This is a genomic window from Pseudomonas syringae, assembly GCF_002157375.1.
GTDB classification, from domain to species: domain Bacteria; phylum Pseudomonadota; class Gammaproteobacteria; order Pseudomonadales; family Pseudomonadaceae; genus Aquipseudomonas; species Aquipseudomonas syringae_T.
Map to the genome: position 1 here is coordinate 23,204 of NZ_MTSA01000004.1, position 16,391 is coordinate 39,594.

General features: G+C 61.2%; 12 protein-coding genes. 6 read left to right on the forward strand and 6 right to left on the reverse strand.

The genetic code is table 11. From position 1 onward, the window contains the following. Window positions 1-19 precede the first annotated feature (19 nt). Complete coding sequence (locus tag BW686_RS05430; protein ID WP_084915146.1) at window positions 20-676, forward strand: CoA transferase subunit B; 657 nt, start codon at window positions 20-22, stop codon at window positions 674-676. A gap of 231 nt (window positions 677-907) precedes the next feature. Further along, window positions 908-2,311 (forward strand): short-chain fatty acid transporter, encoded by a 1,404-nt coding sequence (locus BW686_RS05435; protein ID WP_084915148.1) that lies wholly within the window; start codon window positions 908-910, stop codon window positions 2,309-2,311. Window positions 2,312-2,314: 3 nt separating this feature from the next. Here BW686_RS05435 and BW686_RS05440 read toward each other — a convergent pair whose 3' ends face one another. The 3 genes from BW686_RS05440 to BW686_RS05450 form a co-directional block, all read right to left on the reverse strand. Beyond that, window positions 2,315-2,644 carry an antibiotic biosynthesis monooxygenase family protein gene (locus tag BW686_RS05440; protein WP_084915150.1) on the reverse strand — a complete coding sequence of 110 codons (330 nt, stop codon included), beginning with the start codon at window positions 2,642-2,644 and terminating at the stop codon, window positions 2,315-2,317. Further along, window positions 2,641-3,375 (reverse strand): CTP synthase C-terminal region-related (seleno)protein, encoded by a 735-nt coding sequence (locus tag BW686_RS05445; RefSeq protein WP_084915152.1) that lies wholly within the window; start codon window positions 3,373-3,375, stop codon window positions 2,641-2,643. Before BW686_RS05445 ends, BW686_RS05440 begins: the two co-directional genes overlap by 4 nt. Before the next feature lie 109 nt (window positions 3,376-3,484). After that, a complete protein-coding gene (locus BW686_RS05450) occupies window positions 3,485-4,417 on the reverse strand; it encodes a 2-hydroxyacid dehydrogenase (RefSeq protein ID WP_084915155.1) in 933 nt (310 codons plus the stop codon). A gap of 258 nt (window positions 4,418-4,675) precedes the next feature. Here BW686_RS05450 and BW686_RS05455 point away from each other — a divergent pair, with 258 nt between their 5' ends. Further along, on the forward strand, window positions 4,676-5,818 hold the full coding sequence (locus BW686_RS05455; protein WP_084915157.1) for a glycerophosphodiester phosphodiesterase: 1,143 nt from the start codon (window positions 4,676-4,678) through the stop codon (window positions 5,816-5,818). Window positions 5,819-5,863: 45 nt separating this feature from the next. Here the strand turns inward: BW686_RS05455 and BW686_RS05460 are convergent, their stop codons facing one another. After that, a complete protein-coding gene (locus BW686_RS05460) occupies window positions 5,864-8,050 on the reverse strand; it encodes a TonB-dependent receptor (RefSeq protein WP_084915159.1) in 2,187 nt (728 codons plus the stop codon). A gap of 289 nt (window positions 8,051-8,339) precedes the next feature. On the opposite strand from BW686_RS05460, the gene pssA reads away from it, so the two are divergent. Continuing rightward, on the forward strand, window positions 8,340-9,683 hold the full coding sequence (gene pssA, locus BW686_RS05465; RefSeq protein ID WP_084915161.1) for a CDP-diacylglycerol--serine O-phosphatidyltransferase: 1,344 nt from the start codon (window positions 8,340-8,342) through the stop codon (window positions 9,681-9,683). Window positions 9,684-9,750: 67 nt separating this feature from the next. Here pssA and ligD read toward each other — a convergent pair whose 3' ends face one another. After that, window positions 9,751-12,336 carry a DNA ligase D gene (ligD, locus tag BW686_RS05470; protein WP_084915163.1) on the reverse strand — a complete coding sequence of 862 codons (2,586 nt, stop codon included), beginning with the start codon at window positions 12,334-12,336 and terminating at the stop codon, window positions 9,751-9,753. Window positions 12,337-12,356: 20 nt separating this feature from the next. Continuing rightward, window positions 12,357-13,262, reverse strand: a complete 906-nt coding sequence (ku, locus tag BW686_RS05475; RefSeq protein ID WP_084915165.1) for a non-homologous end joining protein Ku — start codon at window positions 13,260-13,262, stop codon at window positions 12,357-12,359. Window positions 13,263-13,551: 289 nt separating this feature from the next. Between ku and ssuD the strand changes: the two genes are divergently transcribed. Both ssuD and BW686_RS05485 read left to right on the forward strand, forming a co-directional pair. Then, window positions 13,552-14,691, forward strand: coding sequence for an FMNH2-dependent alkanesulfonate monooxygenase (gene ssuD / locus BW686_RS05480; RefSeq protein WP_084915167.1), 1,140 nt, complete (start codon window positions 13,552-13,554; stop codon window positions 14,689-14,691). Further along, entirely contained in the window at window positions 14,691-15,797 is a 1,107-nt protein-coding gene (locus BW686_RS05485; protein ID WP_084915169.1) for a sigma-54 interaction domain-containing protein, read from the forward strand. Before ssuD ends, BW686_RS05485 begins: the two co-directional genes overlap by 1 nt. Window positions 15,798-16,391: the final 594 nt, after the last annotated feature.

Genomic DNA, 16,391 nt, shown 5'->3' on the forward strand with positions numbered 1-16,391 from the left:
AACAAAGAGATTTCAGACTATGGCACTTTCCCGCGAACAAATGGCTCAACGCGTCGCCCGTGAACTCAAGGACGGCTATTACGTGAACCTGGGCATCGGCATTCCGACCCTGGTCGCCAACTATGTGCCGGACGACATCGACGTCATGCTGCAATCGGAAAACGGCTTGCTGGGCATGGGGGCGTTTCCGACCGAAGAAACCATCGATGCCGACATGATCAACGCAGGCAAGCAAACGGTGACGGCACGTATCGGCGCGTCGATATTTTCGTCAGCCGAGTCCTTTGCCATGATCCGCGGCGGTCATGTTGACCTGACCGTGCTGGGTGCTTTCGAGGTGGACGTCGAGGGCAATATCGCCTCCTGGATGATCCCCGGCAAACTGGTCAAAGGCATGGGCGGCGCGATGGACCTGGTGGCCGGTGCCGACAACATCATTGTGACCATGACCCATGCGTCGAAGGATGGCGAATCCAAACTGCTGCCGCGCTGCAGCCTGCCGCTGACCGGCGCGGGCTGCATCCGCAAGGTGCTGACCGACCTGGCCTACCTGGAAATCGAAAACGGCGCGTTCATCCTGCGCGAACGCGCGCCTGGGGTCAGCGTGGAAGAAATCGTCGCCAGGACTGCCGGCAAACTGATCGTGCCGGATGACGTGATCGAGATGAGTTTCTGAGGGCTTTTACGCCTCTCGATTCGATGCCCCAGGCATGAAGGGGAGCGTCACCCAATGCATTCCGACGCGGAGCGTCGGAACGAGAAATGCACCTGAGCGCGACCCTCGCCCCCACGCTCCATCGGGGTTGCGCCGTTCTGGACGCTCTGCGTCCGATCTGTAACGCACGGCTGCGTGCCAACACCGCTTTACAATCGCCCCCCATAATAATGACAAAAAGAGGTGCCCCTCATGGCCGCCAACATAGAAGAAAGCCGCTCCGCCCGATTTGCCCTGCGCTGTGCGGCCTGGGCTGAACGCTGGTTCCCGGATTCATGGGTATTTGCTGCGCTGGCGGTGGTGATTGTCACGCTGGCAACGCTGGCCATCGGGGCACGCCCGGCAGAGGCTGCGAAGGCTTTTGGTGACGGTTTCTGGAGCCTGATTCCATTCACCATGCAGATGGCGTTCGTGGTCATCGGCGGCTACGTCGTCGCCAGCTCGCCGCCCGCCGTGCGCCTGATCGACCGTCTGGCGAGGGTGCCGGGCAACGGGCGCTCCGCAGTGGCCTGGGTGGCGCTGATTTCCATGCTGGCCTCGCTGCTCAACTGGGGGCTGTCGCTGGTGTTCGGCGGCTTGCTGGTTCGCGCCCTCGCCCGCCGCACCGACCTGCGCATGGACTACCGCGCAGCCGGTGCAGCCGCCTACCTGGGGCTGGGCGCCGTATGGGCCTTGGGGCTGTCATCCTCGGCGGCGCAGTTGCAGGCCAACCCGACCAGTCTGCCGCCCTCTATTCTGGCGATTACCGGCGTCATCCCGTTCACTGAAACCATCTTTCTCTGGCAATCGGGCGTCATGCTCGCAGCGCTGGTGGTGATTTCGCTGATCGTCGCCTATGCCACCGCCCCTGGCCCCAGCAGTGCTCGCGATGCCAAGGCCTGTGGCGTCGACCCGGCATTCAACCTGCCGCCGCTGCCTGCCAGAACCCGACCGGGCGAATGGCTGGAATACAGCCCGCTGCTGATCATTCTGATGGTGCTGTTGGGGGTTGGCTGGCTGTTCAACGAGTTTTCCAGCAAGCCGGCCATTACCGCGATCTCCGGCCTGAACACTTACAACTTTCTGTTCATCATGCTCGGCGCACTGCTGCACTGGCGGCCGCGCAGTTTTCTCGATGCGGTGGCGCGAGCCGTGCCCACCACCACCGGCGTGCTGATTCAGTTTCCGCTGTACGGCTCGATCGCTGCGCTGCTGACCACGGTCAAAGGCGCAGATGCGCAAACGCTGGCGCATTACATCTCGACGTTTTTCACCAGTATTGCGTCCCACGACACGTACGCGATTCTGATGGGCGTCTATTCGGCGATATTGGGTTTCTTCATTCCGTCAGGCGGCGGCAAATGGATCATTGAAGCCCCTTACGTGATGCAGGTGGCCAACGATCTCCAGTATCACCTGGGTTGGGCCGTGCAGATTTACAACGCCGCCGAGGCCTTGCCGAACCTGATCAACCCGTTCTACATGCTGCCGTTGCTGGGCGTTCTGGGGCTGAAGGCCAGGGACCTGATCGGCTTTTCGTTCGTGCAGTTGCTGGTGCTGTTTTTGCTCTGGGCATTGGGCACGACGCTGACATACACGCCGCCGATCATGCCCTGACCCTTAACACTGGCCGAACGAATAATCCCGCTCGACCTTGCAGACCCGCGTGGTGAATGCCTGATACCACTGCGCGCGGCCTTGCTCGCGGACCTCGGCGTGGTCGGCCTGCCGTTTCCAGGCCAGAATCGCCGCCTCGTCAGTCCAGTAGGACACCGTCACCCCCAATCCGTCTTCGCCGCGTGCCGACTCCACGCCCAGAAAGCCGGGTTGCCGGCTGGCGAGCTCGACCATCCGCTGCGCGGCCTCGCCATACGCCTGATGCTCACCGGGCGTGCGCAGTGACGTGAACACCACCGCGAAATAAGGCGTGGGAAAGCGTGCGGCAATCATGACAGGTCTCGCTGTGCAGAAGTGATGCAGGCACGAACGAATGCTTCGACCACCGGGGGAATCCTGCCCAGCAATGCAGCACGCTCCGACTGAAACAGGGTGGCGACGAAGAACGGATGCCCCTGCAACTCCAGGCAGCGCACGTCACCTTCCGGACCTCGGCCGCTGACCGTCAACGCATCGCCGAACAACGAGCTCTCCAGCTCGCGGCGCAGGCCGTAGCGACAGTGGTAGCGCTCTTCGATATCCAGCGTTCCGTAGGCCCGGGCGATCAGCGTGTCAGGTTGCAGATGAATCGGCGCCAGCGCATCGACCAGCGGGCAACTGAGCGGCTCGATAATGACATTGGCGGCGTCTGGCGACGTCTCGCCATGATCGGCGTCGTCCCAGCCCAGGCAATGTCTCGCGTACTCGACCAACACATGCTGAAACCCGCCGCAGGAACCCAGGAACGGCACCCGGCCCTCCCGTGCAAAACGAATGGCCGTCAGCGCGCCCTGCATGTCCTGATACGGGCTGCCCGGCACGCACCACAAGCCGTCGAACGACTCAAGACACGCACCGTCGCCGATGTGCGGCGTGGGCAACCACTCGACGTCGACCTGAACCCGCAACGCGTCGGCGACCATTTGCAAGGCCAGCGGAATCGCCTGATGCGCAGGCACCTCAGCGATGAAATCCCCCACCAGCCCGATGTGTATTTTTCTGATCGTGTTCTCTGCCAAGCCCATACCCTGCCCCTGTGTCCGTTCTGGTTGAATCCGAACGGACTATAAACAGGCAACTACGCAATCAGAATGGGCGGCCCGGCAAGGCGTTGCGTGCAGCGCTGCACGGTCATCATTCGTTGACCGGCGTGAGCACCGGCTGCCCGGAAAAGAACGCCAGCAGGTTATCGTTGACCTTCTGCACGCTGTCCCTCGACGCCTCGGGCGACAGGCCCCCCACGTGGGGTGTGAGCACGACATTGTTCAGGGTTTTGAAGACGTCCGGCACGCTCGGCTCGTCGTCGAAAACATCCAGTGCCGCGCCGGCGATCCGCTCGGTCTGAAGCGCTTTGACCAGCGCATCGGTATCCACAACGCTGGCCCGGGCAATGTTGATCAGGAAACCGTCAGCCCCCAGCGCTTCAAGCACCTGCGCATCGACCAGATGCCGTGTGCTGTTGCCACCGGGTGTGGCAATGATCAAAAAATCCGACTCGGCGGCCAGCGCCTGCGCGGTGGCATGCCAGGTGTACGGGCAGTCGTTGCGCGGCCTGCGGTTGTGGTAGCCGATGACGACGTCGAAAGCAGCCGCGCGCTTGGCAATGGCCAGCCCCACAGCGCCCAGCCCGATGATGCCCAGTCGCTTGCCTGCCATTGACGGGCGCACGACCTTGCGCCACTCGTTGCGGCGCACCGATGCGTCCGCCTGCGGAATGTCACGGACCAATGACAGCAACAGCGCCAGCGCGTGATCGGCCACCGTAGGCGCGTTGACGCCGGCTCCATTGGTCACGGTGATGCCGCGCGCCCTGGCGGCGGGCAGGTCGACTTTCTCGTAACCCGCCCCGCTCACGCAGATGATCTTAAGGTGCGGCAGAGCGTCCATTTCCTCGGCAAAAAACCCCAGCGGCCCACGTGTCACGACGGCGCTGATGTGTTGCCCGTGCGTGGCAATCGCCTCGGCGCGCTGCTCGGGCGTCGGGGCACGAATCAACTGGAAGCCGCTGCTTTCCAGAATCGGCAAATACGTGCCCAGGTTCTCGACCAACACCAATACCGTTGTCATGTACGCTCCCGCTCGTTCAACAAAACACTGACAGTAACGCGACTTGGCGCTCTTGTGCAGCGCCCGTCACGTTCATGTGGAAAAAAGCGTTATCAAACCCGTCACGTGTTCATAAAGCGGACGCATTTGCCGGACAGACTGACGTGCAAGCAACCGCGACAACATGATAGTGCGCTATCGTTGCGTACAGCACTGCGACCAGCGACGGTACTGGCTGGGGCAGTCGAACGCCTTCTACCCAATAAGGAACACCGGCCCATGCAAGGATTTTCCACCACTCTTTTGAAAAAGACCCTCTTGGCGGCGGCTGTCATGTCGAGCCTGCTGCTGTCATCCGGGATGGCCGCGGCGGCGGACGCCCCGGGCAAGGTGTTAAGCGAGAAGTACGGCCTGCCCTGGCCCGCTGCAATCGCCCATCGCGGTGCCTCGTTCGACGCGCCCGAAGAGACGATTCCGGCCTACACCCTGGCACGCGATCTGGGGGCCGACTACCTGGAGATGGACATCCAGCGCACCAAGGACGGTGTGCTGATCGCTTTGCATGATGACGTGCTGGAACGCACCACCAACATTGCGCAAGTGTTCCCGACGCGGGTCAAGGACCCGGTGAGCACGTTCACGCTGGCAGAACTCAAGCAACTGGACGCTGGCTCATGGTTCAACAAGGCTTACCCGGACCGGGCTCGCGACAGTTACAACGGCTTGCAGATTCTGACGCTGGATGAAGTCATCGACATCGCCGAGGGCGGCGCCAACAAGCCGGGGCTGTACATCGAGACCAAGGTGCCGAACAAGTTTCCGGGCGTCGAAGCCGACCTGAAAAAGGTTCTGGCCAAGCGCGGCTGGCTGACCGAGCGACCTGCCGCTGCCGCCGGGCATGTCAATGTCGCGCATATGCCGGGCCGCGTGGTGTTGCAGACGTTCGAGAAGCAAAGCCTGGAGTTGCTGCAAAAAGAAATGCCGAACGTGCCCAAGGTCATGTTGCTGTGGATTGGCGAAGGCTCGATCGAGCCGAAATCCAGCGTCGCGTTCAAGGACTCGGGGTTCAAGGACAAGGCCAGCTATTACGCGGCGCAGGAAGTCAAATCGCCGGAGGAATTCGAGCAGTGGATTGACTGGGCCAAAGCCCACGGCGCCATCGGCACCGGCCCTTCGTCGAAACTGGCCCAGGGCGGCGACCAGAGCTACATGGACCTGGTGAAGCCGTGGATGAATACCCTGACGCACGAAAAAGGCATGGTCATTCACCCTTACACCGTGGACGACGAGGCCGACTTCAAACGCATCAGCAAGGACGGTGCCGACGGCTTCTTCACCAACCGCACCGCCGAACTGTTGAAGTTCTACGGCCGGCCGGCAAAAGAAAGCATCGACGCGATTCTGAAGCGTAACGGCTACTGATCGAACGGCAGGCCGCATCCGGCGATGCGGCCTGCTACCCGATCCTCAGAAGTCGAGGGTGCCTGACAGTTTCAAGGTGCGCGGCTCACCCTGAGTCAGATAGCCACCGTAGGCTGACTCCCAGTAATTCTCATTCATCAGGTTTTCGACGTTGGCGCGCAGGGTCACGTCCTTCTGTGCAACGTTGAAGGTGTAACGCGCGCCCAGGTCGAAGCGGTTCCAGGTCGGAATGCTCTGGGTGTTGGCGGCATTCACATATTGCCCGCCGGTACGCAGCATGCGCGCATTGATGGCCGCGCCTTCGATACCCGGCACATCCCAGTCGGCGCCCGCGTTGAACTGGAAGGTCGGCACGCCGATGGCCCTGTTGCCATCATTGCTGCCGCCTGACGTACCGCTCACCTCGGTGTCCATCAGGGTCAGACCGGCCAGCAGACGCAGACCGCTGACTGGCTCGCCGAAGACGTTCATTTCCACGCCACGGTTACGCTGTTCGCCATCACGGACGTAGCGCGTGCCGCTGCCATCCTGAATCTGGTAGCCGTCAGTCGGTTGTTCGATGCGGTACACACCCAGGCTCGCGCCGAACGTGCCCATGTCCAGCTTCACACCCGCCTCGATCTGTTTGGAACGTGCCGGCGCGAAAACCTGGCCTGGGTTGATCGTCACGGTGCTCGGCGCAGTCGGTCCCTGAGCCAGGCCTTCGATGCGGTTGGCGTAGAACGACACATATTGCCAAGGCTTGAACACCACCCCGTAGACCGGCGTGGTGATTGCCTCGTCATACAGAGCGTCGCGCGGGCCGCTGCCGTATTCGTAACCCTGAACACGCAGCTGCTGGCGACGCAGGCCTGCCGTCAGCAGCAGGCGATCATCGAAAAACCCCAACGTATCGGAGAACGCCACGCTGCGCATACGGCTCTTGCCGATGATGCCCGGATCACTGAGATCGCCCGCCGTGAAGCTGTCCAGCGCAGGGCGCGTTGTTTCAACAGGGTTGTAAAGGTTGCTGCTTGAAGGACTGCCGAACAGGTAGGCACTGCGCTGCTCGGTCCAGATGCCGGACAGCCCGAAGTTGACCTTGTGGCTGACCGCGCCGGTCTGCAATTTGCCGTTGATGCCGGCCATGACCGTCTTGTTGTCTTCGTCATGCGGGATGGACGACGGTGACGCCGTGATGTTGCCTGCGGCGTCATTGATGGTCGGCGAGCCATAGATACCGTTTTCACGGGTGTGCTTGGCGCCGGCAGCGGCGTATAGCGTCCAGTCATCGTTGAGGTCGTACTCGGCGCGGGTCATGCCGAAGGTGTCTTCGGTTTCGGTCCAGGTCCAGTTCGCCGCGTAGTTGGTGTCGCTGTCCGGCGCATGCGGCACGCGGGTCAGACCGCTGCCAACGAACACCATGTTGCGGTCTTGATTGATGCGCTGCTTCTGATAGGCGAAATCGCCGGAAAGGCGGAAGTTGTCGCCCTGATAATCAAGGCCCAGGGCGAACAGCTTGCTGCGGTGTTCTTCGTCCTCGACACCCGTTTCGCCTTCGCGCTGAGACAGGTTCAGGCGCGCGCCGAAACGGTTGCCTTCGCCGAAGCGCTGGCCGAGGTCAAGGTGCTCGCCGATCCGGCCGTCACTGCTGATGTCGGTGGTAAAGCGACGTGTCGGCGTGTCCTGCGCACGTTTGGGCTGCAGGTTGACGCCCCCGCCGATGCCCGAGCCGGTCGGGGTCACGCCATTGATAAAGGCATTGGGGCCTTTGAACACCTCAACCCGTTCCAGGGCATCGGTCGATATTATCTGACGCGGCAATACGCCGTAGAGGCCGTTGTAGGAAATATCGTCAGTGGTCAGCTTGAGGCCGCGAATGACAAAGATCTTCGAGGCATTGGCATAGCCGCTTGACTGGCGTACCGATGCGTCATTGAGCAGCACATCGCCGACGTCCTCGGCCTGCTGGTCCTCGATCAGCTGTTCGGTGTAGCTGGTCATGGTGAACGGCACATCCATGATGTCGGCATTTCCCAACACGCCAAGCTGCCCGCCACGGGCCACCTGACCGCCTGCATACACCGGCGGAAGGTCGTGTGCGGCGGTCTGGCCGGCGCTGATGTCGGTTTCGCCGAGTACCATCGGGCCATCTTTTTGACCGGTGGTGGCCGTGGCGGACCAGGCGGGAGAACCAATGGAGCAGCAAAACGCGAGCAAAGTAAGGCGCATCGGGAACGATGGGGTGTGCATGTAGAGGTCCTGCTGACGAGATGAGCGAGATCGGAAGAAACCTTCCTGGAAATGACCGACTCAGTTGAATGCGAAATGCTATCAGATGTTACTGGGAATGGTTATCGTTTATTTGCATACAAAACGTTACACATCAGGCGGTCATCGTTTCCAGGCACTGCGCCGCGCGCCTGGCCTTGCAGCGAGACGCCGATGTGACGTGTCACGTGATGAAACAGGTCGGCGACAGCCACCTGCCCCCTACTCTCGTGTAAGCTCGTACGCTGTTGGTTTTCCCATCGAGAGGCCTATGCAGTCCACTTTCCGACGCTCGACCCTGGCAGCGCTTCGCGGTTTTGCCTTGCCGAGCGATGCAATCTCCATTGTTCCTTCTGCCGCCGACTATCGACGCTGTCTGCTGGAGAAGATCGCTTCGGCCACCCGGCGCATCTACATCATCGCGCTGTACCTGCAACAGGATGAAGCCGGCCAGGAAATTCTCGATGCACTGTACGCCGCCAAAACGGCCAGACCGGAGCTGGACGTGGTGGTGCTGGTCGACTGGTTCCGTGCGCAGCGTGGCCTGATCGGTGCGGGACGCCAACCAGGCAACTCGACCTGGTATCAGGCGCAGAATCTGGAATACGACGAAGAGGTGCCGATCTACGGCGTGCCGGTGCAGACCCGCGAGCTGTTCGGGGTGTTGCACCTCAAGGGCAGTGTCATTGACGATTGCGTGATCTACTCCGGCGCAAGCATCAACAACGTTTACCTGCACAAACTCGACAAATACCGCCTTGACCGCTATCACCTGATCGACAGCGCGCCGCTGGCTGACGCGTTCCAGCAACTGGTGCAGCAGGAAATCCTGCCGTCCCCTGCCGTGCATCGTCTGGACCTGCAATCGCCCCCGAGTTCTCGCAGCCTGCGCAGCGAAATTCGCGCCTTTCGCGGTGATCTGAAGCGCGCGGCCTACGACACGTCGGCAGGCGACAAGGAAAACGGCCAGCTACGCGTGATCCCGCTGCTGGGCGTCGGCCCGCGCAACCGGCTCAACCGGGTCATCTGCGACCTGATTGCGTCGAGCAAGATCCAGCTGACCATCTGCACACCGTATTTCAACCTGCCGGTGGCCGTGACACGTGAGATCAACCGGGCACTCAAGCGCGGCGTACACGTCGACATCATCATCGGCGACAAGACCGCCAACGATTTCTTCATCGACCCGGACGAGCCGTTCAAAGTGATTTCCGCCCTGCCGTACCTGTATGAGATCAGCCTGCGGCGCTTTGCCCAGAAACATCAGAAGGCCATCGCTCAGCACCGGCTGAACGTGCATTTGTGGAAGCATGGCGACAACACCTTCCACCTCAAGGGCATCTGGGTCGATCAGCGCTACACCCTGCTGACCGGCAACAACCTGAACCCGCGAGCGTTCAACCTTGACCTGGAAAACGGCCTGTTGATCGATGACCCGCAGGGCCAATGGACAGATCCGCGCGAAGCCGAGATCGCGCACCTGATGCGCAACACGCAACGCGTCAACCAGTACGATGAACTCGATACGCTGGCCAATTATCCCGAGGGCGTGCGCAAGTTCCTGCGCCGGGTCAGCCGCGTCAGGGTCGAGCGCTTGTTGTACCGGATTCTCTAGCGTTAGCCATACGCTGGCGAACAAGCCGTCTTGTTCGCCGCGCGGTGGGTCTGTTCAGAAACCGCTATCAAGGCCGTTTGGCCCCCAACTGTTCCCACATCTTCCGGGTGATTCTGCGGCGGTTGCTGTAACCCGCCCAAGGATCTTCCTTGAGCTGCCCCAAACGCTGCTCGAGATTGGTGATGTCCCACTGCGCCGACGATGTGAGACCGGCCAGTTCATCCAGCGCAATCGGCACCGAGACCGGCAAGCCTGGCCGGGCACGTACCGAATAGGCCGTGACCGTACTCCCGCCACGGCTGTTGCGCAGGTAATCGATGAAGATTTTCCCGACCCGGTTCTTCGGCCCCATCTTCGCCGTGAAGCGTTCGGGCAACTGGCCGCTGACAAACTCGGCGATGGCTTTGGAAAACGCTTTGACGGTGTCCCAGTCGGCCTGCCGCGCCAACGGCACGATGACGTGCATGCCTTTGCCGCCGCTGGTTTTGAGGTAAGCCTCCAGCCCAAGCTCTTCCAGCACGGCCAGAACCATCTGCGTGGCTTCGATCATGCTGCGCCAGGGCAGCGCCGGGTCGGGATCGAGGTCCAGCACGAAATGATCCGGCGTTTCGATCCTGTCCCGGGTCGCGCCCCAGGTGTGCAGCTCAATGGCGCCCATTTGCGCGGCACCGACCAACGCCTGGGCTGAATCAATTTCCATCAGCGCCGCATGCCCAGGGTCCAGTGCGCGATCCAGCTGCCGGATGTGCGGAATGGCCAGGTGCTCTGCGTGCTTCTGGAAAAACTGCTCGCCGTCGATGCCTTCCGGGCAGCGCAAAAGCGCGACCGGGCGCTTGTTCAGGTACGGCAGCATCCAGTCGGCGATGGACGCATAGAACTGTGCGAGTTCGACTTTCCTGGTGCCAGTCTTGCTGTCGATGACCCGATCCGGATGGCTGATGCCGGTCCCCGCCACATCGACTCTGCCGTGGGCCGTTTTTTTGTTGGTCCGGGACGCTGCCGGTGCGGCTTTCGTCTGCCCGGCAGCCTTGGCAGGCTGAGCGTCTTCGCGCACCACATCGCTGGCTGGCTTGTCACTGCGCAAACCGGCAAAAGCGGCCTGACGCAAGATGCCTTCGCGTGTCCACTGGGCGAATTCGACTTCACAGACCTGCTGCGGCGCCACCCACTGCACGCCGCGCGCCTTCGCCGAGGTCAGCTTTTTGGCCAGCGGCGAGTCCTCGCGGTGCAGCGGCTTCAAGTGTTTGTGCAGCTGTTTCAGGGTTTCCTCACTGAAGCCGGTCCCGACCCGTCCCGCATACACCAGTTGTTGCTCTCTGTCGTTGACCGCCAGCAGCAACGCACCGAACGCCGAGCGACTGCCTTGCGGCGCGGTGTAGCCGACGATCACGAACTCCTGACGCAGCCGGCATTTGAGCTTGATCCAGTCAGCATTGCGCTGGCTGACATACGCGCTGCCGGCACGCTTGCCGATCACGCCCTCCAGGCCCATCGCGGCGGCACTGGCCACGATATCCCGGTGCCCTGCCTGAAACGCATCGGAGTAGCGCAACACGCGACTGCGCTGAGCGTCGAGAACCTGTTTCAAGGCATCGCGACGTTGCTCAAGGGGCACGTCGCGCAGGTCTTCTCCGCTGAGAAACGGCATGTCGAACAGGTAATACAGGATGTTTTTGCTATGACCTGCGTCGAAGGCATTCTGCAGCCCCTGAAAGTCAGGCAGGCCCTCTTCATCCAAAACAACGGCCTCGCCATCGAACCAGCTGTCCTGCAACTTCAGGCCTTTGAGCGCCTTGACCAGTTCCGGCAAGCGATCGGTCCAGTCGTTGCCATTTCGAGTAAACAGACGCACGTCGTCGCCCTGTATACGGGTCAGGATTCGATAACCGTCGAACTTGATCTCATACAGCCAGTCGCCCGCAGGCGGAGCCTCCACCAGCGCCGCCAACTGTGGCGAAAGTGTCTCCGGGAACGCTGCTTTCGAGGTCTTTCGCGCCGCCTTCGGGTGTGCAGGTTTGGGTGGTGCGGCGCTGGCTTTACCGGACACAGCGGTGGATTTGCGTTTTGTCGGCGCTGCACGCCCTGCACCCACGTGAGCGCCGCTGATCACACTTTGCGGTTGCTCCTGAGTGATGTCGTATTCGTCGGCGGGTCGGGCAACATCGTCCTTTTCCTTGATCAGCAGCCATTGTTCCTTGCTGCCGCTGCCCGTGAGCCGGGTGCGCACCAGTGCCCACTCGCCACTGAGCTTCTCTCCGATCAACGTGAACTTGAGTTTGCCGTCTTTGTAGGTTTTCTGCGGATCGCCGTGAGGTTGCCAGATGCCACGGTCCCAGACGATGACATCGCCGCCGCCGTACTGCCCTTTCGGGATACTGCCTTCAAAACCGGCGTAACCCAGCGGGTGGTCTTCGACGTGAACAGCCAGGCGCTTCTGCTTCGGGTCCAGACTCGGCCCCTTGGGAACCGCCCAACTCTTGAGCGTGCCATCCAGTTCCAGTCGAAAATCGTAGTGCAGGTTGCGTGCGTCATGCTTCTGAATCACGAAGCTCAAAGCACCGGCCTTGCCCTTGCCTTCGGGCTTGCTCTCTGCGGGTTCAGAGGTGATATCGAAGTTACGCTTGCGCGTGTACTCACTGGCTGGCTTGGCCATGACCGGTCTCTCCGTATGGCTCAAGAGGCTTTACTGGTTTTCTTGCGTGCAGCAGGCCGCTTGGGTTTGGCCGCGGCCTTGTCGGTGGCCTTGCCTTTGGCTGCGGGCTTACTCGCTCTGGCTTTACCGGCGCCGCCCTTGCCCGCCAGGCTGCGCCGCAGCAGGTCGGTCAGGTCAATGACATCAGCGCTCTTGCGCTCTTCCTCGACCGGATCAGTCTCGACGTCCTCGATCTTGCCTTCGCTGGCCTTGGTCTCCACCAGCTTCATGATCTTGTCCTGAAAAGTGTCGCGGTATTTTTCAGGCTCCCAATCGGCGCTCATGTCCTTGACCAGGCGCTTGGCCATATCGCGTTCGCTCTTGTTCAACTGCGCGTCGGTCACGGCATCACTCAGTTCCAGCGCATCCAGCTCACGAACATCGGCGGGCCAGCGCAGAATCACCATGACCAGCGCCGACTCTAGTGGCATGACCGCAGCCAGATGTTCACGGGTGTGCAGCACCACATTGGCCAGCGCCACTTTCCGGGTATCAATCAGGGTTTCGCGCAACAGCGCGTAGACTTTCTCGCCGCGCTTGTCGGGGGTCAGGAAATAAGGCGTGTCGATGTTCTGCAAAGGAATCTGCTGACTGTCGACGAAGGCGAAAATATCGATGGTCTGGGTCGACTTGGGGTGCGAGGCGCGAATTTCCTTTTCGCTGAGCACCACGTAGCGATCCTTCTCGTACAAGACGCCTTTGACGATGTTTTCCTTGGTGACTTCCTTGCCGGTGACCTTGTTGATCCGTTTGTAGCCGACCGGGTCCATGCTGCGCTTGTCGAGCCAGTCAAAATCGACGCCGTTCGAGGTGGTCGCGGATACCAGTGCAACGGGGATATGCACCAGCCCGAAGCTGATCGCGCCTTTCCAGATTGCCCTTGCCATGGTTTCACTCCTGTTGATCATAGACAGGTGACCGGGCAGGCCGAGTAAAAGTTTCGACAGCCTGACAAGCGCTCCAAGCCCCGCAGGCCAGAAGGTTTCATAAGGAGACAGCCGGGCAGAAACGCAACGCATATAGCTTTAAAGTCTAAAAATATGGTTTAACGTTCTTTTGCGGAATAAACCAGACGTTCTATAAATGGCCCCACCTCGAACGCTGTTGGCAGATTGTTTCTGACGCAACAGCTGGTCCCGTCAGCACTCACCTGCTGATCATTCCCAAGGATTTGTCATGAACGTTTTCTGGTTTCTTCCGACTCACGGCGACGGCCACTACCTGGGCACGACGAAGGGCGCACGTCCGGTCACGCTCAATTACCTCAAGCAGGTGGCGCAGGCCGCCGACGACCTGGGCTATTACGGGGTACTGATTCCGACCGGCCGCTCGTGCGAGGATTCGTGGGTCATCGCGTCGGCGCTGGTGCCGTTGACCGAACGTCTGAAATACCTGGTGGCGATCCGTCCGGGCATCATCTCGCCGACCGTGTCGGCACGCATGGCCGCCACGCTGGACCGGCTTTCCGGCGGCCGGCTGCTGATCAACGTGGTCACCGGTGGGGACCCGGACGAAAACCGTGGCGATGGGAGCTTTCTCGATCACAGCGAGCGTTATGAAGTCACTGACGAGTTTCTGAAAATCTGGCGTCGCGTCTTGCAAGGGGAAGCCGTCGACTTTGAAGGCAAGCACTTGCGCGTACAAAACGCCAAAGCGCTTTACCCGCCCATTCAGAAGCCTTACCCGCCGCTGTATTTCGGCGGTTCCTCCGAGGCGGCGCATGACCTGGCTGCCGATCAGGTGGATGTTTACCTGACCTGGGGCGAGCCACCGGCAGCCGTTGCGCAAAAGCTGGCGGACGTGCGCGAACGTGCCGCACGCAAGGGCCGCACCGTGAAGTTCGGGATTCGTCTGCACGTCATCGTGCGCGAAACCAGTGAAGAAGCCTGGAAAGCCGCAAGCACCCTGATCGAGCACATCAGCGATGAAACCATTGCTGCGGCGCAAAAATCCTTTTCGCGTTTCGACTCCGAAGGCCAAAGGCGCATGGCGGCCCTTCATGATGGACGCCGCGACAATCTGGAAATCGCACCCAACCTGTGGGCCGGCGTAGGCCTGGTGCGCGGCGGCGCGGGCACGGCGCTGGTCGGCAATCCGCAGGAAGTGGCGGCGCGCATCAAGGAGTACGCAGACCTGGGCATCGAAAGCTTCATTTTCTCGGGCTACCCGCACCTGGAAGAAGCTTACCGTTTTGCCGAGCTGGTCTTCCCTTTGCTGCCGGAACCTTACGCCAGCCTGGCCGGGCGCGGCGTCACCAATCTGACGGGCCCGTTCGGCGAAATGATCGCCAACGATCTGCCCCCGCAGGTCAAGTGATGTCAGGGCAACTGCTGACCTTACCCCACTCGCCTGCGCTGGCGACTTCGATCAGGGCCACTGCGCAGGTGTTCGAAGACCCTCGGTCCAGGGCCTTGCTGGCTCACGTGCGTCAGGTCGCGCCCAGTGATGCCAGCGTACTGATCATTGGTGAAACCGGCACCGGCAAGGAGCTGGTGGCAAGGCACGTTCATGAGTTGAGTGCCCGCCGTGACAAACCCTTTGTGGCGGTCAATTGCGGCGCGTTCTCCGAGAACCTGATCGAGGCCGAATTGTTCGGCCACGAGAAAGGCGCTTTCACCGGGGCGATCAGTGCCAAGGCCGGCTGGTTTGAAGAGGCCAACGGCGGCACGCTGTTTCTCGATGAAATCGGCGACCTGCCCATGACCCTGCAAGTGAAACTGCTGCGGGTGCTTCAAGAACGCGAAGTGGTACGCCTGGGCTCGCGCAAGAGCATTCCGATTGATGTGCGGGTGCTGGCAGCCACCAATGTGCAGCTGGAAAAGGCCATCAACGCCGGGCATTTCCGCGAGGACCTTTATTACCGGCTGGACGTGGTCAACCTGGAACTGAGCCCTTTACGCGACCGCCCTGGCGACATCCTGCCGCTGGTCCGGCACTTCATCGACGTCTACAGCCAGCGTCTGCGGCATGCTCCGGTAAGGGTCAGCGCCGAGGCGGAACACAAGCTCAAGAGCTACAGCTGGCCAGGCAACATTCGCGAGCTGGAAAACGTCATCCATCACACCCTGCTGGTGTGCCGCGACGGCATTATCCAGCGTGATGACTTGCGCATGTCCAACCTGAGAATCGAGCGTGCAGACGAGCAGAACCCCTCGGACGAATCCGCCGAACAGTTGCTCAACCGTGCCTTTCAAAAGCTGTTCGAAGAACAGGCCGGCGCGCTGCATGAAAAGGTCGAAGACACACTGCTGAGAGCGGCTTACCGCTTCTGTCATCACAACCAGGTCCACACTGCCAGCCTGCTGGGGCTGACCCGAAACGTCACCCGCACGCGGCTGATCAAGATCGGCGAACTGGCGGTCAACAAACGCAGACCGGGTGAAAATGTCCAGGGCGACCGCATGTTGCACCTGTCGGTATGAAGGCTCAGACCGATGACGCGGAGCGTCACGAACTGCATGCCGACGCAGAGCGTCGGCACGATAGTCACGTCATGCCCTGTTCATCGTCACTGCACATAAACGAAAGCGCTTTTTTATCACGATGGCCCTGACGACGCAGAGTGCGACGTCAGTGACGGCTGAGCCCTGACGCTGATCCGGGGGTCGCCTGGCAGGACGCCAGGCTAGCCGCATCGGGCCAAGGATGGCCCGTTGCGGCGACCCCCGGATCAGTGTCAGGGCGAAGGAACCCGACGAAGTCGGGCCGGAAACGGAGCTGGAGGCTTTGGTTACTTTGGCCCCATCAAAGTAACTCGCCGAGGGGCGAAAAGGTGACCTGAGTCGAACCCCAACCTACCTGACATCACAGAACCACTGTGTGACGCAGAGCGTCACGAACGGCATTCCCACGCTGGAGCGTGAGGAACGATTGGCGTCCGGCAAAACACTGTCGTGCCCACGCTCCGCGGCGCGGCGCCGAGAGCTGACGCGGAGCGTCACGAACAGCGTTCCCACGCTGGAGCGTGAGGAACGATCGGCGTCCGGCAAAACACTGTCGTGCCCATGCTCCGCGGC